The following is a 19,717-nucleotide window of genomic DNA, read 5'->3' as shown; positions in this document are numbered from 1 at the left end:
TATATATTATATCTTTTCAGCAATCCTTAATTTCGCACTTCTTGCTCTATTATTGATTTTAATTTCAGCATCATCAGGAACAATCAATTTTCCGATAGTTTTAAACGGTACTGAAAAATTCCCGTAAAAATCACGTTCTGGTTCTCCTTCAAACATTCCGTTTTTGATGAATCTTTTTACCAGCCTGTCTTCTAATGAATGGTATGAGATTACTGAAAATCTCCCGCCTGGTTTCAAAATTTCTAAAGACTGCTCAATAAACTCTTTCAAAACATCCATTTCTTGATTTACCTCAATACGAATCGCTTGATAAATCTGAGCTAATATTTTATTCTTAACTCTTTCCGGCAAATACCTCGCAAGAACCTCTTTTAATTCATCAGTTGTCTTGATTGGGTAATCTTGTCTCGCCTCAACAATCGTTCTTGCTAAAACTGGCGCGTTTTTCAACTCCCCATAATCAAAAAAAACACGACGTAAATCCTGTTCTTCATATTCGTTAACCACTCGATAAGCATTTAAATCATTTTTTTGACTCATCCGCATATCTAGTTCGGCATCAAATCTGGTTGAAAAACCTCTCTCTGGAACATCAAATTGATGCGATGAAACTCCTAAATCTGCCAAGATTCCATCTACTCCTTTAACACCATGAAAACGAAGAAATCTTTTTATAAATCTAAAGTTCTCATTAATCAAGGTAAACCTTTCGTCTGGCAATGCATTTGCAAGCGCATCCTCATCCTGATCAAAAGCAAATAATTTTCCGTTTGGCCCCAATCTTTTCAAAATTTCTTTTGAATGACCGCCGCCTCCAAACGTTACATCTACATAAATGCCGTCTGGCTTAATATTTAAACCATCAACTGTTGGATGAAGTAAAACTGGATTATGATATTCCATTGTCGTCGTCATTAATATTTCCCATTACTTCCTCGGCTAAATCTGCAAAATCCATATCTTCGCCGCTTATTGATTTTTCGTATAAATCTTTATCCCAAATTTCCACAATATTAACCGCAGATGAAAAAACAACATCTTTAGAAATACCTGAAAACGTCACTAAATCTTTTGGCACTAATAATCTCCCTAATGCATCAATATCTACCACTTTAACGCCGGCAGTAAATCTGCGAATGAAATCATTATTCTTTTTTACAAAACGATTCAGCTTATTAATTTTTGCCATCATTAGATCCCACTCTTCCATTGGATACAATTCTAAACATTGCTGAAAAACGGAACGCTTCAAGACAAAACCGTCCTGAAGAGAAGAAGCCAATTGCTTTTTTAAAGGCGCAGGTATCATTAACCTCCCTTTTGCATCGACTTTACACTCATATGTTCCAACAATTGTATTCAAGAAAAACGTACTAATATGTTACACAGCAAAAATATAAAAAAAAATACCACATATTACCACTATATACCACTTTGTTAATAAGTTTAACCACTTTACTACCACCTCACCTAAATCATGAACAATCAATACGTTAGACAAAAATCAGTTTAGAAATATTTTCATTTAAGAATTACAAAAAATCCGCTTTATTTCTCTTAAAAAAGTAAACATTCTGCAATTTATTTAACAACTCATTTTTCCGGAAATCAAGCACTAAAACCTGATTTATAATCACTTACTAATTCTAACGAAATAATCTAGTTAAAAAAGGGCAGCAAAAATTCATTTTTATTTATTTAACCCTATATTTGTCCAAAATGAAATTGGCATTAGATTAGATGGACAAAAACTACAAAAAAGAAGGCAAATACAGCTATTATGAAGCTGGAGAGGGGACTCCTATCGTTATTTTACACGGGTTAATGGGAGGCCTTAGTAACTTTGATGCTGTAGCGGAATATTTTCCAACGAAAGGATACAAAGTTGTCATCCCAGATTTGCCAATATACACGCAGAGTATTTTAAAAACAAACGTAAAAAGCTTTGCCAAATACGTAAAAGATTTTATTAATTTCAAGGGTTTTGATCAAGTTATTTTACTTGGAAATTCACTTGGAGGACATATTGCACTTTACCACACCAAACTATATCCCGAAAAAGTAGCCGGACTCGTAATCACAGGAAGCTCTGGACTTTACGAAAGCGCCATGGGCGACAGTTACCCAAAAAGAGGCGATTACGAATACATCAAAAAGAAAGCTGAAGATGTATTTTATGACCCAAAAATTGCGACACCAGAATTAATAGATGAAGTTTACGCAACTGTTAATGACCGCATAAAATTAATAAAAACATTAACGATTGCTAAGAGTGCAATTCGCCATAATATGGCCAAAGATTTACCTAAAATGACAGTTGAAACCTGCATTATCTGGGGTAAAAATGACGCTGTAACACCACCTAATGTCGCTGAAGAATTTGACAACTTATTGCCTAATTCAACTTTGTATTGGATAGACAAATGCGGACACGCTGCTATGATGGAACATCCTCAAGAATTCAACAAAATTCTTGAAGAATGGCTTGTTGCAAAGAATTTATAGCATCTAACTTTCGAATTTAAGAAGGTTTTAAAACAAAAAACATGAAAATTAATACCGCCGAATTTATTATCAGTAATTCTGATGCTTCAAAATGCCCGGCCGAATTTCTGCCGGAATACGCTTTTATAGGCCGATCAAACGTTGGTAAATCCTCTTTGATCAACATGATTACCAATCATAAAAATTTAGCAAAAACATCTGGAAGACCAGGAAAAACTCAATTAATAAATCACTTTAAAATCAACAACAACTGGTTTTTAGTCGATTTACCTGGATACGGATATGCTAAGGTTTCCAAAAAAACAAAATCTGTTTTCCAACAATTCATTACTGATTACTTTGAAAATAGAGAGCAATTAGTCTGTGCTTTTGTTTTGATCGATATTCGCCATGAAGCACAAAAAATCGACATTGAATTTATGTCGTACATGGGTGAAAGCGAAATTCCGTTTTGCATTATTTTTACCAAAGCAGATAAAATCAGCAAAGTAAAAATCGATTCACATGTTGCGGCATACAAAAAACAAATGTACGCGAACAACTGGGCCGAAATGCCGCATTACTTCGTAACCTCATCTACAGAATCAATAGGAAAAGAAGAACTGCTTTCTTATATAGACGAAGTGAATCAAGAAGTCTTTAAAAACAACAACGACTTTTTGAATTCTAACTAAAAATACCGAGATACTAAATATAAAAAATCCCAAATTCCAAGTTTTACAACTGGAGTTTGGGATTTTTCATTGGCTGTTAATTCTAATTTCATTACTATTCATTATAATCAAAAGCATCATAATCTGATTCTTGAATTACTACTTTATTATTTAAAGCTTTCCATTCTTTAAATATTAAAAATTGATATATGATATAAAACAATGAATTAAAAAACCAAAAATCGAGCACAAATGGCTCAGTAAAAATTACTGAATCTGTATTACCGCTCAAAAAAATACTTAAACTGCAGATTAAATAAAGAATCAACCCATTACAGAAATAAAAATAATCAGACATATCAGTTTTAAAATTCTGTATCAAAAAGATAAATGCATACAAAATCAATAATCCTGAGGTAACACCAATTTCAAACAAATTGAATTCCCAATAAAGCTCTGGTGTTCTATAATACTGTATCGACAGTAAAACCAATACTGTAATAAGAAAGAAAAGAATCATTCTCTTTAAAGCAATATTTGAAAGCAGCCGATGAAAAAATATACTTAAAGCTATAAACTGAAAAATAAAATAATAATGCGAAAGAAAGAAATTCGATCCTGGATGATAAAACCCAATAATATTACAGCACAATTCCTGCACAAATAAACACCCCAAATAAACCATAATTATCAAATACAGAGTGTCTTTATTTTTTCTCTTCACATAAAAACAAATACTGTTTATCAGCAAAAAGAACAATCCTACAAGACTTACAAGGAATGGAAATAACATATAATTAAGTTTTCTTTGATCATCAATTTTACTTCACCAAGGTAATCCATAAAAAATAAATACTCTATAAAATCTGGCCGAAATTTATTTTACAATCAGAATTTACAAAACATCAAAAAACGCACAATTCTCATCCATAATTCTTAATTACAGATAAAGCTGAAACGAAAAAATCCCAAATTTCAATTTGTACAATTGAAACTTGGGATTTATCCCGAAGCTTCGGGATTGGATTTTCTATTACTTAGTCAACTCAAGTTTTTCTGCAAAGTAATCGCAGAAATCTTTCATCGTGTCTGACATTTTTTCGTCGTCTGTTGCACGTTTAAAAGTATCCGCCATTGCTACTAGTGTTTGATGGAAGAAAATTTTCATTTCATCAACAGGCATATCTTTTGTCCACAAATCGATACGCATTGTTTCTTTAGCTTTACTGTCCCAAATAGACAACATTATCGCTTTTGCTTCTTCAGCCTTAACTCCGCCGTCTTGTGCACTCCATGTTAATTTTTCTGGAACGCGGTTTTCATCTAATTCTATATTGAATTTAATCTCTGAGTTTATTGTATTTGACATTATTTCTTAGGTTTATATTTTGACTTTTCAAAAATTTCTTTTGCATTCACTTTTAATAATTCCGACAGCTGTACATTATTATTTTTCATATAAGAACGAACTATCTGCCAGCCAATCCACGCTCCCACTCTTCCAGGAGAATCGTTATCAATCTCTAAATAAAATTTTGAAAACGGAGCCGGCGCAATAAAACGTGTTGTTAATTTAGGATCTGCACTGTACAACATCTCTTTTTCTAAAAAATAACGCCACATATAGGCTTCATTTTCCTCACACCATTTAATTTGTTCTGGCGAATAACCAATTTTCTCAGCATCTGTATATTCTGGCAGCAATAAATCTTTTGCATACAACTGTTTCCCTTCAAAAATCATTTGAGAAACTAAATTCTTATCTGGATATGCAGGAATGTTTCTATAAGCAAAACTCGAAACAACATCCGGCATAATTTGTTTTTCCTCAAAGTTGTATTTTAAATAATTTGGAAACTCATAGAACTTATGCTCTTTTCCTAAATACAATTCTAACGCAACAATAACCAAACTATCTGCATAGATTGCTTTAGCATTATAGTCCATTTCTCCAATAACAGTAATTACTTTCGGTGTTTTCGTTTTAGGAAAATAATACTTTACATGTTGAAAAAGCGAATTAAATTCCTGACGAACCGGCTCAAAATTGGCGTATTTTTTTTGCACTTCTTCATAAACCTCACGCCAAATTGGTTCCTGCATTTTCTTTAACCAAACTGAATCATCATTACCAGCTGGAAAAAAGAAAGGAAACTGTTTTTTTACTTTTTCCAGATCCTCTGGTTTTGTTTCAAAAAACACTTTATCAAAACGTTCTACTTTAATATCAATTGGAATTTCTTCGACTTCTTTTTCAACCTTTGTTTTCTGGCTGCAAGACAAAAAAAACACGCACAGAACCACTGCAAAGCGATATATTTTCATTTTATTTTAATTAGATTTGTGTTGCATAAATTTAAATAATCGCTTACTCAAAAATATTTGTGCAAATATACATCCCTGTATCTTAAAACTTAAACTATTATGGCTAAAAAAAGCACTATTCAAACAGAAAAAGTAAACAAACATATTGTAGAATGGTTAAAAAATTATGCTGACAATGCAAAAGTAAATGGTTTTGTAATTGGAATTTCGGGCGGAGTCGACTCTGCTGTTACTTCTACATTGTGTGCACAAACTGGTTTACAAGTTTTATGTGTCGAAATGCCAATTCACCAAGCCGAAAGCCAAGTTTCTAGAGGGAGAGAACATATTAAACAATTAAAAAAACGTTTTGCAAATGTTTCGAGTGTAGAAACTGATTTAACAGCTGTTTTTGAAGCTTTTAAAGCCGCAGTACCAGAAACTGATGATCAAGCAAAAGTAAATTTATCCTTTGCCAATACACGCGCTCGTTTACGAATGACTTCTTTATATTATTTAGCCGGAATTCATGGATTACTGGTTGCAGGAACTGGAAACAAAGTAGAAGATTTTGGCGTAGGATTTTACACAAAATATGGTGACGGAGGCGTAGATTTGAGTCCAATTGCCGATTTAATGAAATCGGATGTATATGCTTTAGGAAAATTTTTAACAATTCCCGAATCTATTTTAACGGCAGCGCCAACAGATGGTCTTTTTGGGGATAATAGAACCGATGAAGATCAATTGGGAGCTAGTTATGACGAACTTGAATGGGCAATGTTAGCCTCGGAGTCAGGAAATACGGCGGATGACTTTACCGGGAGAGAAAAATCTGTCTTTGAAATTTATAAAAGATTAAACACCAGCAACAAGCACAAAATGGATGCAATACCCGTTTGTTTGATACCAAAAACGTTAAAATAAAACTTTTAACATTCATCTGCAATTAATTACAGAATTTATTTATTAATTTTACAGTTCCAAAAACATGAACAATTCTAAAAAAGGTAAAAATTATGATTAAAGTATGTCTTGCAGACAATCATCCTGTGACTCACTTTGGCGTTAAGTCTTATTTTAAAGACCACGATCAAATTTCAATTGTTGCCAATGTAGGCAATTTTTCAATGGTTAGAGATATCCTTCAGACGAAGGAAATTGACATTTTAATTCTAGATTTAGAGTTAGAAGGTCTTTCTAGCATCTTCGAAGTAAAGTCAATCTTGAAAAATTTCCCAAAAACAAAAATTGTAATTTTCAGTGACTTAGCTGAGCAAATGTATGCTCCAAACGCTATTAAAGCTGGAGTATCTGGGTATGTACACAAAACAGAAAAACTTGAAACTTTAGGTCTTTCTATTATTAAAGTACACGAAGGAAAAATTATTATCAACGAAACTGTACGTAAAAACATGGCACTTATTGCTAAACAAAGCAAAAGCGAGCGTTTGTACAGAAAACTTTCTAATCGTGAAATCGAGGTTTTACGTTACTTAAGTGATGGTAAGAAAAACAATGAAATCTCTAAAATCTTAAATCTGAACGAAAAAACGATCAGTACTTACAAATTAAGATTATTGACAAAATTGAATGTTACTAATTTAGTTGACTTAGTAAACAAAGCTAAGACTTTAGAAATTATTTAATTTAAAGGCATCTGATTTTACTTTGGTAAAATCATAAACCTAAAAAAAAGCTCTATACTGTTTAACATTATAGAGCTTTTTGATTTTTATTGATGATAAGGAACTACTACTCTTCCTAATTTTCGAGAAAAATTATTTAATAATTTAGAATAATCTATAACCATAGACAACAATTCTGAATTATCATCTTGCGGATCTGTCAGCAGTGAGTTTTTTAAATCGTGAATGATCTTTGAAACCAAATACCAGCGCATAGAAAATATTGTATCAGAAACATTTTGCTCAATTGTCTCATTTTTTTGTTTCGGAAAAATATTTTGGCCTTCCCAGTTATGGATAGTTAATCTTTCGTCTTCCATTAAAATATTGGTTACTTCCTGAGCAAATTCAGGCTGTAAATGCATCAAATATTTATCTAAACTAAAAGTCTCATTTTGATTGTAAAAATCAATTAATCCCGAAAAAATATTTTGAAACAATACATTTGAAAGTTCTACCTCATCTTCTTGCAGACTTAAATAGATTTTTTCGTATACTTTATATTTTCGTTTTTCGCTGACTTCTTTAACAACTCCTTCTTCATCTGCTTTTAGAAATACATCTTCAAAATCTTCTAAAACACTTCCGTAGAGCAATAATATTTCAATAATTTTCCGTTCAAAACCATCTAGAATATTAACCTTTTCTGCCTGCTCTTGAGGATATCCAGGTTCGCCCGGATAATAATCATCTGGCGGCCCTGTTCTTGGATCTTCTGGATCTCCCCCTGAAAACCCAGTATTCTTTGGAGCTTGGTTTCTAAAAACTTCAAAAGGTTTTTGTTCCTGTTTTTGCTTTTTAGCGACTTCTGCAAGATCTTTTTGAATCAACTGCGCCAAAGTACTTACCAAAACCTGCTCAGAAATCTCCATAATTCTGGCACATTCCTGAACATAAACTTCACGCTGAATACGATCTGGTATTTTAGAAATACTGGTAACCATATCCCGAATCAAATCGGCTTTTTTAATTGGGTCGTTTTTAGCTTCATTCATCAAAATCGAAGCTTTAAACTGTATGAAATCTTTACTATTGTTTTCTAAATAAGCAACTAAATCATCATGCGAATTTTTTCGAGCAAAACTATCCGGATCTTCTCCATCAGGAAAAGAACAAACTCTTACGTTCATACCTTCTTCCAGAATCAAATCGATTCCTCGAATAGACGCACGTAAACCAGCAGCATCACCATCAAAAAGTACCGTAATATTTCGAGTCAGACGATTAATCAAACGAATCTGATCTGGCGTTAAAGCAGTTCCAGACGAAGCCACAACATTCTCAATTCCGGCTTGACTAAACTGAATAACATCTGTATAACCTTCAACTAAATAACAGTTGTTTTGTTTGGCAATAGATTGCTTGGCGTGATAAATTCCATAAAGCACTTTACTTTTATGGTAAATATCACTTTCTGGTGAATTTAGATATTTTGCTGCTTTTTTATCATTCGTCAAAATACGTCCTCCAAAACCTAAAACTCGGCCCGACATACTTTGAATTGGAAACATTACACGTCCTTTGAATCGGTCAAAAGGGCGATCTTCTCTCGCAATGGTTAATCCTGTACTTTCTAAGAATTCCATTTTATATCCTTTTCCTAATGCTTCTTTAGTCAAAGCATCCCAAGTTTCTGGAGAATATCCTAAATCGAATTTCTTAATGGTTTCATTTGTAAAACCTCTTTCTTTAAAATACGAAAGACCTATTGCTTTTCCTTCTTCAGAATTTATTAAAACATCCTGAAAATATTTAGCAGCAAATTCCGAAACCAAATACATACTTTCACGAACATCAGTCATTGCTTTTTCAGCATCTGTTTGTTCGGTTTCTTCGATCTCAATATTATATTTTCTGGCTAAATAACGAATGGCTTCCGGATAAGTAAACTGAGAATGTTCCATTAGGAATTTTACAGAATTCCCTCCTTTTCCTGTACTAAAATCTTTCCAGATTCCTTTTGCAGGCGACACCATAAACGATGGAGAACGTTCATCTGAGAAAGGACTCAGACCTTTGAAATTACTTCCTGCACGTTTTAAATTGACAAAATCACCAATAACCTCCTCAACACGAGCAGTTTCAAAAACAGTATCTATTGTATTTTGTGAAATCAAAACTTAAATTATTTTTAAAAATGAGAGCTTGTAAAAGTACATAAATCCTACTTCAATTTTTAGAATTTTTGAGCAAAAAAAAGCGTTTCTCTCGAAACGCTTCTCTTCTTAACTAAACTCAATTTCATACTAATTAAAATCAAAACGAATACCTAACGAAACATTATTTTCGTCAACTGTATTATTTTTAAACAAAGGATTCAAATCATATTTTAAGTACAAACTTATTTCCTTGTAACCTACGTAAGAACTCAGTCCATAAATAAAATTATTTACATTGTAATCTCCTTTTGTTTTTTGTGTTGTTTTATAATCGTTGTCTTCAAATTTTAAAATCTGTTTCGATTTTACATTGATTCCTGCATATCCGCCAAATCCTGCACGAAAACCTTTATGTGTTCTATAATATGTTTTCCCATTAGAATGACCATCTTTTGAAAAATCAAATTCTAAATGAACAGGAGCGACTAAATACACATTTCTAAAACGAGATTCTTTCAAATTTATCGGATTTGTGATTAAATCTGTTTGATCACCATTGACAACAAAACTGCGATTATCTGACGGTCGAAGGTTGTTATACATTAACGAAAGTCCATATTTGGCATGCAATAAATTATTGTCTTTCAATATTCTGGAATTAAATGTAAGACCCCATTCGTAAAAATGCGAACCAATAAAATCATAATTTGAATCCTGAAGTTTACCATCCGCCATTGTACTATTTAAACCTGCGGCAAATACAAATTGCGAAGTCGTTCTTTTTTCGCCTCGAATTGAATCTTTGGTTTTTTTATGATTCCAGTCATTCTTATCCCAGTATATAACGATCTTACTTTTTCTTGTTGAATCCTGTTCTTTCAGTTTTCCATCTACTTTTTGCTGAACCAGATCATTGAGATCATTTTGAGCCAAAGTCACTTTTTCTTCAATAATTACAGCTCTAGCTTCCGCTAATTCTTTCTTGCGCTTATCTGCTTGTTGCTGTGTAATTTTCCCCTCAGACAATTGCACATTTACAGCTTCAACTTCCTCTTTTAGCTTTTCTTTTTCTTCTTTAGTAACTTTTTCTATTTGATTTGCAATTTTCTTTGCCTTTGATTCGAAAGTTTCCTGACCCAAAACCTTACTGACAAATAAAAAAATTAGAACTACGAGATAAATGGTAAAATTTTTCATGATTGATTTTTTAGATTGATTGTTGATTGATGATAATTCTTTTAATTGTTAATTGTTAGCGGTAAATTCTTTATTCCATATCCATATCTGGTTAATCCTGAAGTCTCAGGACGACGCTGCAATATGAATCGTTCTTTCGGAACTAAAAATCTACATTCTTCCTTCTTACTTCTTCCTTCTTTCTTCTTTCTTCTTCCTTCTTTCTTCTTCCTTCTTTCTTCTTCCTTCTCTCTTCTTCCTTCTCTCTTCTTTCTTGCTCCTTTACGACATTCTCAATTCTCTACTCCTGTTGATTTCGGTTTGCCAGAGCGACTTTTACTGATTGATAATTTTTGTTGACTTTTGTAACTACTTTTTCTCTAAAGGAAAGCTCCAATTCGCCATCGACCTGATTAAGTAAATCATTAGCATTTACTTTTACTTTTGATTTTGGCTTAGCCGAATTTTCTGCTACAATTGTTTTTTCTGCCGAATCTAATAATTGATCTACACTTTCTTTTTTAGAAGTTTCAGCAATTGTGGTTTGATTTGTTTTTGATTGTTTTTCTTGATTGTTTTTGATGATGATTGAAGACTCCGCTATTTCATTTGATCCATTTTTAGTTGATTTACTTGATTTTTGACCCGAAACATCTAAGTGTTTATGTTTTAGTTTTTCCTCTTTCTCAACAGATTCTTTTTCTGAAACTACAACTTCCTGCTTTATTGAATCTACAACATTTAAAACCGGCTGAACAATTGAGTCTTTCTCCCTATTTTCTTCTACTACAACATTATTCTTTGGAGTTTCGACTGAATTTTCTTTTTGATTAAATAAGATAGTTCCAACTAGTAAAAACCCAGCAATACTTGCAGCTATGTAAAGCCATTTTCTTTTTGAATCTTTTTTTGAGCGTGGCAAAACTGTTGTTTTCTCTTCTTCAGCTATACTCAACATTGCATCCAATCGATCCCAGGCTTTATTGCTTGGCTCAATTTTGCGTTGATTTAGTTTGTCACGAAAATCCTTTTCAAAATTATTCTGTGCCATTTTCTTGTTTTTTTAAAATAGTAATTTGTGTTTGCAGCATTTTTCTAGCATGCGATAATTGCGATTTTGATGTTCCTTCATTAATCCCTAACATCTTGGCAATTTCATTATGTTTATACCCTTCGATAGCATATAAATTGAAAACCATTTTATAACCATCGGGTAAAGCATCAATTAAAAACTGAATCTGATCTACGGTAAATTGACTGTCGATTGCGTTGAAACTTTCTTCAACAAAAAACTCATCTTCGGCAAATTTTACTTTTTTCTGAACTCTTAAATACGAAATACATTCGTTAACCATGATTCTGCGAATCCAACCTTCAAAACTTCCTTTATTTTCAAATTTGTTTAAATTGGTAAACACTTTCATAAAAGCCGTTATCGTAACATCTTCTGCCAGCTGAATGTCTTTTATATATTGACGGCAGACACTCAGCATTTTCGAAGAAAACCTGCTGTAAATCTGTTGTTGTGCCTGCCGATTATTTTCGACTGCCAACTTTATGATTTCGGTTTCTTCTTGATGTAACGGAATAATTTTCATTAATAAGCTTTCGGTTTTTGGTTTTAGAAACAGTCTTCTATTAGCATAGACGATTGTCGATTTGAAATGGTTGCATGAAGTTTAAAAAATTTCAATAAAAAAAAAACTTAATTTCGAACCAAACGGAAACAAACAACTGACTTACAATAAAGTAAATCAATTATATAATTAATAAATCTAATTAAAAGAAATTATTTCTTTCTTTCAATAACGTAATTTACCATTAAAGTAAGTGCCGCTTTGAAATCAGAATCAGGGTAATTCTCTAAAAGCGAAAGTGCTTCTTGCTGAAATTGCACCATTTTATTTTCGGCGTAAGCCAAACCATTATTATTTTTTACAAAGGCAATAACTTCTTTTACGCGTTTTTTGTCTTTGTTGTGGTTTTTGATGGAGTTTATCAGCCACTTTTTTTCTTGCGGAGTACAAGTATTTAAAACATGAATTAAAGGCAAAGTCATTTTTTGCTCTTTAATATCGATTCCCGTTGGTTTACCTATTGCTTCTTCGCTGTAATCGAATAAGTCATCTTTAATTTGAAAAGCCATTCCGATAAGCTCGCCAAATTTTCGCATATTTTCAACCTGGACATCATCTTCAATTACTGATTTTGCACCAAGCGCACAACAAGCTGCTATAAGTGTTGCAGTCTTTTTTCGGATAATTTCATAATAAACATCTTCGGTAATATCTAGCCTGCGGGCTTTTTCTATTTGAAGCAATTCTCCTTCGCTCATTTCGCGAACGGCAACAGAAATAATTCGAAGTAAATCAAAATCTCCATTATCAATAGAAAGCAGCAAACCTTTTGAAAGTAAATAATCTCCCACCAGAACCGCAATCTTGTTTTTCCAAAGTGCATTGATCGAGAAAAATCCGCGACGGCGATTACTATCGTCTACAACGTCATCATGAACCAAAGTTGCCGTATGAATTAATTCAATTACCGAAGCTCCTCTATACGTTCTCTCATTTACAGCACCTCCAGAGACCATTTTTGCGGTTAAAAACACAAACATTGGACGCATTTGCTTACCTTTACGGTTTACTATGTAATAGGTAATTCTGTTCAGTAACGCCACCTTTGAAGTCATCGATTCATGAAACTTTTTTTCAAAAAGTTCCATTTCGTTAAAAATGGGCAGTTTTATTTGTGAAGTAATATTCATTTCGATTCCAAATATACTATTTTAAATAAAAAAACGTTGTGTATTTTATGTTAGTATATCAACATTTTTCTCTACCCGCCTAAAAAACTCACCAAAAACACATTCTAGTTAAAGCCTAATTTGTATTCATTAATTAAAATCAAGAAAACTATTTATTATGAAAACAAAATTTTTATTTATTGGAACATTAGTCGCTTTATCTTTTTTTATCAGTTGTAATTCTGATGAAAAAACAAATGACGGATCATCTGACGCAATTACAAACACTGAAATAGTTACAAATTCTAAAATTGATGCCTCGATTCAAGATGTAACTGCTATTGCTGAAGATCAATTTAATGCACAGCAAAATTTAACTGCAAAACCAAGCGGTCCGGTAAAAAATTTCCTTCCGAGCTGTGCTACTATTACAACTGCATTAACTAATAGCACCTGGACAATTACTGTTGATTTTGGTGTTGAGGGCTGTACTCTGGAAAACGGAAACACTGTGAAAGGAAAAATGGTTATTTCTTTCTCTAATGATTTTTCAGCGTCAACTCAAACCATTAGTTATACTTTTGATGGATTTTATCACAATGGCAAAAAACTTCAAGGAAGCAAAAGCATAGTTCGATCTGTAAAATCAACAGATTTACTTGCAGATGCACATCCGGTTTCAACAGCTGCAATAGATATGACTATTACTTTTGATGATGGAAGTGTTTACACCAGAAAAGGCACTTTGGTTAAAGAAATGACTGCTGGTTATAAAACTTGGTCTGATTGGGAAGATAATGTTTATGTAGTAACCGGAAGCGGTACAACTACTTTCCCAAATGGAGATACTTTTTCGGCAGAAATTACAACCCCTCTAGAATTTAAAGCTTCATGCAAAACCCCATTCCCTGTAAAAGGTATTGTGTCAATAACTAAAAATGATGCAAAAGCAATTATTGATTATGGCAACGGTGACTGTGATACGCTTGCTAAAGTAACAAAAGATGGAGTAACGGAAGAAATCGATTTGAAAAAATAAGAATCCTTTTTGCCCAGAAAAAAAGCATTAAAAACAAGACTATTTTTGTTTTTAATGCTTTTTTTATATTTCAAGATAAAATTCTATCCTTCTTTGTTTGCCAATTGACCGCAGGCAGCATCGATATCTTTTCCGCGGCTGCGTCGAACTTTAACCACAACTCCAATGTTTTCTAGAGCTTTAATATATGCTAAAATTGATTCTTCTGAAGCCTGTTGAAACTCTCCATCATCAATTGGGTTATATTCTATTAAATTAACTTTACAAGGCACATATTTGCAAAATTTAACCAATGCATCAATAGAAGCTTTGTCATCGTTAATTCCTTTCCAAACCACATATTCATACGAGATTTTACTTTTTGTCTTTCTGTACCAATATTCTAATGCTTCTCGTAAGTCCTTTAAAGGAAAGTTTTTACTGAAAGGCATAATTTTAGCTCGGGTTTCGTCTATTGCCGAGTGCAATGAAACTGCTAATTTAAATTTCACTTCATCATCAGCCATCTTTTTAATCATCTTTGGAATTCCGGATGTCGAAAGCATAATACGTTTTGGAGACATTCCTAAACCTTCAGGCGACGTAACCATATCTATCGCTTTAATGACGTTATTATAGTTCATTAAAGGCTCTCCCATTCCCATAAAAACAATATTCGAAAGCGGATGATTGTGATACAAACGACTTTCTTTATCAATCGCCATGATTTGATCGTAAATCTCTCCCGGCTCAAGATTTCGCATTCTCTTTAATCGTGCTGTAGCACAAAAATTACAATCTAAACTGCAGCCAACCTGACTAGATACACAAGCGGTGGTTCTAGTTTCTGTAGGAATCAAAACAGATTCAACAACAAGTCCGTCATGAAGTCTAACGGCATTTTTTACGGTGCCATCTGTACTGCGTTGCATTGTATCAACCTTAATATGATTGATTACAAAATTGTCTTCAAGCATAGATCGTGTTGTTTTGGCAACATTTGTCATATCTTCAAAACTATGAGCTCCTTTGCTCCATAACCATTCATAGACTTGATTTCCGCGAAAAGCTTTGTCATTATTTGCGACAAAAAAATCTCGTAATTGCTCTTTTGATAAGGCTCGTATGTCTTTTTTCTCCATTTGCATGCTGCAAAGTTAATCACTTTTGTCCTTTTTTTTGATTTTTAAACGCATTCTTAATTAAATCGAAAAAATCATCTACAATAAAAAGAGTTTTACACCATTCTTAAAAACACAAATAATCCACTAATAAACAAGCACTTAATATTACAAACATTTTTCTGCGAACCTATAATTAAGTTCAATTTGCCTCCCTATTATTTACTATAACAATTTATATCACTTTTGCCCTGATTTTTATCATTCTATTTTTTACAGATGCCTGATAATTTTGACATAAGAAATTCAAGGAAGCATTAAACTCTTTAACCACTGCAAATGTTTTAAGCTTTCTAAGTTAAATGATCAACCTAAAATTCTCAAAAATGAAAACAATTAAATCAATTTTATTTACAGTGATTTTTACAACAATCTCATTACAATTAAGTGCACAAAAAACCTATTCAGTAGTTGAGGCAAAATCAACTTTTGAAGTTGCAGGAACTTCTACCGTGCATGATTGGGTTATGAGATCCACAGAAGGAACAGGTATTGCTAATTTAACGGTTAAAGAATCCAAACTAGCCGGCATAAACAGCTTGACTATTTCTCTGCTGGCAGAAAGCTTAAAAAGCAGTAAAACCAGTATGGACAGAGTAGCATACGAAGCTTTAGATACAGAGAAAAATAAGAACATTGAATATGTTTTAAAATCTGCAGAAAAAATAAACGAAACAACTTGGATTCTAACAGGAACTTATACTATTGCCGGTGTCAGCAAAGAATATCAAACTCAAGTAAAAATAACTTCCAATAACGGCACTTTTATTCTGCAAGGCTCCAACCAAATTACTTTTAGCGATTTTGAAATGGCTCCGCCAAAAGCAGCTCTTGGAGTTGTAAAAACCGGAAAAGATTTAACTGTTATTTTCAACATTATTTTAAGCTGAAACAAATTTCACCAGATAAAAACAGCCTCTCTCTTTATAAAGAAAAAATTATTGGATCAAAGTGCAACCTCTGCTAATTTGATAAAAATTCAAATTCTTTTTTAATATTAATATTGATTTTACCAAAAATGAAAACGTTGTAGTTATTAAATACCAATTTAATAAAATTTTAACAATGATTTTTATCATGTCTCATACTAATTTATAAAGGGATCTTTGATACAAGTTAAAACAACATTCTTAATACTAGTATAGAAAAACGGCCGACTGATTAACTTATTTTTTACACTAAAAACATGACAAAATGAAGATCAACAAAATAAAACTATTTGCATTTGTAATTGTGCTCTTTGGAGTTACCACATTTGCTTCAGCACAAAAATCATACACATTAGATCCTAAATCAACTTTTTCTGTTGCGGGTACTTCAACACTTCATGATTGGGAAATGAAATCAGGTTCAGGAAGCGGAACGGCAACTTTAACGATTGCCAATTCAAAACTAACAGATATTGAAGCGTTGTCTGTAACTCTATTAGCTGAGAGCATTAAAAGTGAGAAAAAAAGCATGGACAAAGTTGCTTATACAACTTTAAAAACGGATAAAAACAAAAACATTAAATATGTTTTAAAATCTGCAGAAAAGGTAAATGAGACAACTTGGGAATTAACTGGAACTTATACCATTGCTGGAGTAAGTAAAGTTTATAAAACCACGGTTAAAACAACTATTACGAAAGATGGATTAAACATGCAGGGATCGAACAAAATCACTTTTGCCGATTTTGGAATGAAATCTCCAACTGCAATGCTCGGAACGATTAAAACAGGACAAGATCTAACAATAAAATTCAATTTAAACTTTAATTTATAAACGCCATGAAGAAAATTTATACTCTCGCAATAACATTAGTCTGCACATTTGCTGTTAATGCACAGGTAAGTTTCGGAAACATGCAAAACCAAATTTCTAGAGGAAAAGATGGTATAAATGTTTTCGACGTACAGAAAGACACTAGAGAATTTAAAGGTCTTAGTATTGACCTTGGTGGTGCTTTTAATATGGATTTCCAAGCAACAAATTCATTTAACAATCAACCTGCCAGCACTACAACTACGACTAATACGGCTACCGGAACTACTGTTAGATCAATTACTGGATATCGCTTAATGAACAATGAAAACAATTTTACTCTTCCTGCTGCTGATATGTATATTGGTGCTCAATTGTTTGATGGAGTACGAGTAAATTTAGATGTTTATTTAGCTTCAAGACACCACAATGATTCTTATGTAAAAGGTGGATACTTACAAATTGACAAGTTAGACTTCATCAAAAAAGACTTTTTAGCTGATGTAATGAAATATACTACAATTAAAATTGGGCAGATGGAGAACAATTTTGGTGATGCTCACTTCAGAGGTTCTGATAATGGTAATACAATCAGAAATGCATTTGTTGGAAACAACATTATGTATTCTTTCACTACAGAAATGGGTATGGAGGTTTATTACAACAGAAATGGATTGGTAAGCATGTTAGGTGTTACAAATGGTAATTTAAATCAAAGTAATGAAGAAGTTTTTTACCCTGCCGGACCAAACGCTAATACAACGCACAGCCCTTCAATATTAGCTAAACTTGGTTATGACAAACAGCTTAATAAAGATTTAAGAGTAAGACTAACGGGTTCTTATTACCATAATGCAAATCTTGGTAATGCAAACATATATTCTGCTAATAGATCAGGATTTGGTTATTGGGGTATATTGAATAATAACCCTTATAAAAACACCGTTACTAAGACCGATGCAAATGGTAATGTTATTTCTACAACTACTACTGATGTTGCTAGTAGTTTCAGTAAAACATCTACTCCAGAAGCAACTTTCAATCCTAATTTTAAAAATTGGGCTACGACATACATGATTAATCCTTTTGTAAAATATAAAGGACTTGAATTCTTTGGAACAATCGAATTAGCTTCAGGAGGTGATAAAGCCGGTACTGACGACAAGCGTACAGCTAATCAATATGCTTCAGAACTTATTTACAGATTTGGAGAAACTGAACAATTCTACATCGGAGGAAAATACAATACCGTATCTGGAAAATTATCTAATGCTGATGCTAAAAAGGTTACCGTAGATAAATTTGAAGCAAGTGCTGGTTGGTTTATGACTAAAAACATTTTAGCAAAATTAAACTACGTTAATCAAAAATATAAAGATTATTCACAATTTACAGGAGATCCTGCTACTGGAAATCTAAACAACTTTTATGGTGGTAAATTTGAAGGTCTAGTATTCGAAGCCGTAATTGCATTCTAATATAACAAAAAATGCTTAATAGATTCGTTTTTTTAATTCTGGGTTTAGTAATTTTCTTTTTCTTAGGAAGTGCTAAACCCACTTTTTTAGCAGATGATACAACTTTGGTAATAAACAAAATTAAAATAGAAATTACGGGACTATCATCTGTTGGCAAGTACAACTGTTCGAATACTTTTTCTATAAAAGATACAGTTTACTTAAACTCAAACAAAAAAAATACTTTTAATACCGCCATCAAAATGACAAACTTTGATTGCGGCAATAAAATAATGACGAAAGACCTGCAAGGAACCGTTAAGGCTAAAATATTCCCTAACAGTACCGTTTGTCTAACCGATATAAAGCCTAATGGCAAAAATTATAAATGCAACCTGAACTTTTTTATCACTAATAAAACACTAAAATATAAAGACTTTGTTTTATACAATGCTGATGATAAAATTCAAGGCACACTTTCTTTAAAATTCTCTGATCTTGAATTAGAACCTCCGGTAAAAATGGCCGGACTTATAAAAGTTAAAGATGATATTGTTATAAACTTTAGTTTGTATAAAAACTAAAGTCTCAATTGTCATTAAAAAAAATGCTTCGGCTGATCAAAATTTAAAAATTTGGCACGAGAATTGTCTTGCACTCAAAAGAAAATATAATCTTACAAAGCGCGCAATCATTTTAAAATTTGTATTTTTATTATTCCACTTTATAACGTTTTAAAATTTTTAACCTAAAAAGACAATTTATTATGAAAAAACAAATTTTAACTTTAGCTGTACTTGCATTATTAACATTCGCTGTGCAATCATGCGAAAAGAAAGAGCCAAAACCTGCAGAAGATGAATTAACTCTTGGAAACAAAGTTGACTCTTTAACAACAGATATTAAAGAAGTAAAAGACAGCGCTGTTACTAAAACAGAAAATGCTGCCGAAGAAGTAAAAGATGCCACTAAAAAGGCAGCCGATGATGTTGAAACTGCTGCTAAAAAAACAGCTGCCGATGTAAAAGACGCTACTAAAAAAGGTGCTGAAAAAGTAGAAAATGCTGCTAAAGTTGCTAAAGACGGAACTGTAAAAACAGCTAAAGAAGTAAATGACGCTTTGAAAAAATAATTTTCAACTCAAAAT

General features: G+C 32.5%; 21 protein-coding genes. 10 read left to right on the top strand and 11 right to left on the bottom strand.

Annotated features, from left to right (window positions below; translation table 11 throughout):
- Positions 1-6 precede the first annotated feature (6 nt).
- Both rsmH and B0A81_RS11915 read right to left on the bottom strand, forming a co-directional pair.
- Entirely contained in the window at positions 7-915 is a 909-nt protein-coding gene (rsmH, locus tag B0A81_RS11920; protein WP_199170251.1) for a 16S rRNA (cytosine(1402)-N(4))-methyltransferase RsmH, read from the bottom strand.
- Positions 890-1,363, bottom strand: a complete 474-nt coding sequence (locus tag B0A81_RS11915) for a division/cell wall cluster transcriptional repressor MraZ (RefSeq protein ID WP_089058243.1) — start codon at positions 1,361-1,363, stop codon at positions 890-892. The genes rsmH and B0A81_RS11915 overlap by 26 nt, the downstream gene beginning before the upstream one ends.
- A gap of 377 nt (positions 1,364-1,740) precedes the next feature.
- On the opposite strand from B0A81_RS11915, the gene B0A81_RS11910 reads away from it, so the two are divergent.
- Positions 1,741-2,505, top strand: coding sequence for an alpha/beta fold hydrolase (locus B0A81_RS11910; protein ID WP_089054921.1), 765 nt, complete (start codon positions 1,741-1,743; stop codon positions 2,503-2,505).
- A gap of 41 nt (positions 2,506-2,546) precedes the next feature.
- Complete coding sequence (gene yihA / locus B0A81_RS11905; RefSeq protein WP_089058242.1) at positions 2,547-3,179, top strand: ribosome biogenesis GTP-binding protein YihA/YsxC; 633 nt, start codon at positions 2,547-2,549, stop codon at positions 3,177-3,179.
- A gap of 94 nt (positions 3,180-3,273) precedes the next feature.
- Here the strand turns inward: yihA and B0A81_RS11900 are convergent, their stop codons facing one another.
- From B0A81_RS11900 to gldB, 3 genes are all read right to left on the bottom strand, one after another.
- The gene (locus B0A81_RS11900; protein WP_089058241.1) at positions 3,274-3,678 is read right to left on the bottom strand and encodes a hypothetical protein; all 405 of its coding nucleotides are present in this window, start codon (positions 3,676-3,678) and stop codon (positions 3,274-3,276) included.
- A 513-nt stretch (positions 3,679-4,191) separates the two neighbouring features.
- Entirely contained in the window at positions 4,192-4,527 is a 336-nt protein-coding gene (gene gldC / locus B0A81_RS11895; RefSeq protein ID WP_164973718.1) for a gliding motility protein GldC, read from the bottom strand.
- The gene (gldB, locus tag B0A81_RS11890) at positions 4,527-5,483 is read right to left on the bottom strand and encodes a gliding motility lipoprotein GldB (protein ID WP_089058240.1); all 957 of its coding nucleotides are present in this window, start codon (positions 5,481-5,483) and stop codon (positions 4,527-4,529) included. The genes gldC and gldB overlap by 1 nt, the downstream gene beginning before the upstream one ends.
- 99 nt (positions 5,484-5,582) lie before the next feature.
- Here gldB and nadE point away from each other — a divergent pair, with 99 nt between their 5' ends.
- Together nadE and B0A81_RS11880 are read left to right on the top strand one after the other, a co-directional pair.
- Positions 5,583-6,389 carry an NAD(+) synthase gene (gene nadE, locus B0A81_RS11885; protein WP_089058239.1) on the top strand — a complete coding sequence of 269 codons (807 nt, stop codon included), beginning with the start codon at positions 5,583-5,585 and terminating at the stop codon, positions 6,387-6,389.
- 92 nt (positions 6,390-6,481) lie between these two features.
- On the top strand, positions 6,482-7,111 hold the full coding sequence (locus B0A81_RS11880) for a response regulator transcription factor (protein ID WP_026730588.1): 630 nt from the start codon (positions 6,482-6,484) through the stop codon (positions 7,109-7,111).
- An 86-nt stretch (positions 7,112-7,197) separates the two neighbouring features.
- Here B0A81_RS11880 and dnaG read toward each other — a convergent pair whose 3' ends face one another.
- From dnaG to B0A81_RS11855, 5 genes are all read right to left on the bottom strand, one after another.
- Positions 7,198-9,267: a DNA primase gene (gene dnaG, locus B0A81_RS11875; RefSeq protein WP_089058238.1), complete on the bottom strand. Its 2,070-nt coding sequence runs from the start codon at positions 9,265-9,267 to the stop codon at positions 7,198-7,200.
- Positions 9,268-9,396: 129 nt separating this feature from the next.
- Positions 9,397-10,446, bottom strand: coding sequence for a hypothetical protein (locus tag B0A81_RS11870; RefSeq protein ID WP_089058237.1), 1,050 nt, complete (start codon positions 10,444-10,446; stop codon positions 9,397-9,399).
- Between the two features lie 280 nt (positions 10,447-10,726).
- Positions 10,727-11,476, bottom strand: coding sequence for a hypothetical protein (locus B0A81_RS11865; RefSeq protein ID WP_089058236.1), 750 nt, complete (start codon positions 11,474-11,476; stop codon positions 10,727-10,729).
- Positions 11,463-12,023 carry an RNA polymerase sigma factor gene (locus B0A81_RS11860; protein WP_089058235.1) on the bottom strand — a complete coding sequence of 187 codons (561 nt, stop codon included), beginning with the start codon at positions 12,021-12,023 and terminating at the stop codon, positions 11,463-11,465. The genes B0A81_RS11865 and B0A81_RS11860 overlap by 14 nt, the downstream gene beginning before the upstream one ends.
- 191 nt (positions 12,024-12,214) lie before the next feature.
- Positions 12,215-13,192: a polyprenyl synthetase family protein gene (locus B0A81_RS11855; protein WP_089058234.1), complete on the bottom strand. Its 978-nt coding sequence runs from the start codon at positions 13,190-13,192 to the stop codon at positions 12,215-12,217.
- Positions 13,193-13,349: 157 nt separating this feature from the next.
- Here B0A81_RS11855 and B0A81_RS11850 point away from each other — a divergent pair, with 157 nt between their 5' ends.
- Positions 13,350-14,210, top strand: a complete 861-nt coding sequence (locus B0A81_RS11850) for a hypothetical protein (RefSeq protein ID WP_089058233.1) — start codon at positions 13,350-13,352, stop codon at positions 14,208-14,210.
- A gap of 83 nt (positions 14,211-14,293) precedes the next feature.
- Here B0A81_RS11850 and rlmN read toward each other — a convergent pair whose 3' ends face one another.
- Complete coding sequence (gene rlmN, locus B0A81_RS11845; protein ID WP_089058232.1) at positions 14,294-15,337, bottom strand: 23S rRNA (adenine(2503)-C(2))-methyltransferase RlmN; 1,044 nt, start codon at positions 15,335-15,337, stop codon at positions 14,294-14,296.
- 359 nt (positions 15,338-15,696) lie between these two features.
- Here rlmN and B0A81_RS11840 point away from each other — a divergent pair, with 359 nt between their 5' ends.
- From B0A81_RS11840 to B0A81_RS11820, 5 genes are all read left to right on the top strand, one after another.
- Positions 15,697-16,260 carry a YceI family protein gene (locus B0A81_RS11840; RefSeq protein ID WP_199170252.1) on the top strand — a complete coding sequence of 188 codons (564 nt, stop codon included), beginning with the start codon at positions 15,697-15,699 and terminating at the stop codon, positions 16,258-16,260.
- A 304-nt stretch (positions 16,261-16,564) separates the two neighbouring features.
- A complete protein-coding gene (locus tag B0A81_RS11835) occupies positions 16,565-17,134 on the top strand; it encodes a YceI family protein (RefSeq protein WP_089058230.1) in 570 nt (189 codons plus the stop codon).
- A gap of 5 nt (positions 17,135-17,139) precedes the next feature.
- On the top strand, positions 17,140-18,591 hold the full coding sequence (locus tag B0A81_RS11830) for a hypothetical protein (RefSeq protein ID WP_089058229.1): 1,452 nt from the start codon (positions 17,140-17,142) through the stop codon (positions 18,589-18,591).
- Between the two features lie 11 nt (positions 18,592-18,602).
- Positions 18,603-19,154: a hypothetical protein gene (locus B0A81_RS11825; protein WP_089058228.1), complete on the top strand. Its 552-nt coding sequence runs from the start codon at positions 18,603-18,605 to the stop codon at positions 19,152-19,154.
- Between the two features lie 182 nt (positions 19,155-19,336).
- Positions 19,337-19,702, top strand: a complete 366-nt coding sequence (locus B0A81_RS11820; RefSeq protein ID WP_089058227.1) for a hypothetical protein — start codon at positions 19,337-19,339, stop codon at positions 19,700-19,702.
- Positions 19,703-19,717: the final 15 nt, after the last annotated feature.

Origin of the sequence: Flavobacterium plurextorum (assembly GCF_002217395.1) — a bacterium.
Classification (GTDB): Bacteria; Bacteroidota; Bacteroidia; order Flavobacteriales; family Flavobacteriaceae; genus Flavobacterium; species Flavobacterium plurextorum.
Note: the sequence above shows the minus strand (reverse complement) of the source record. Positions and strands in the feature narration are given on the sequence as shown.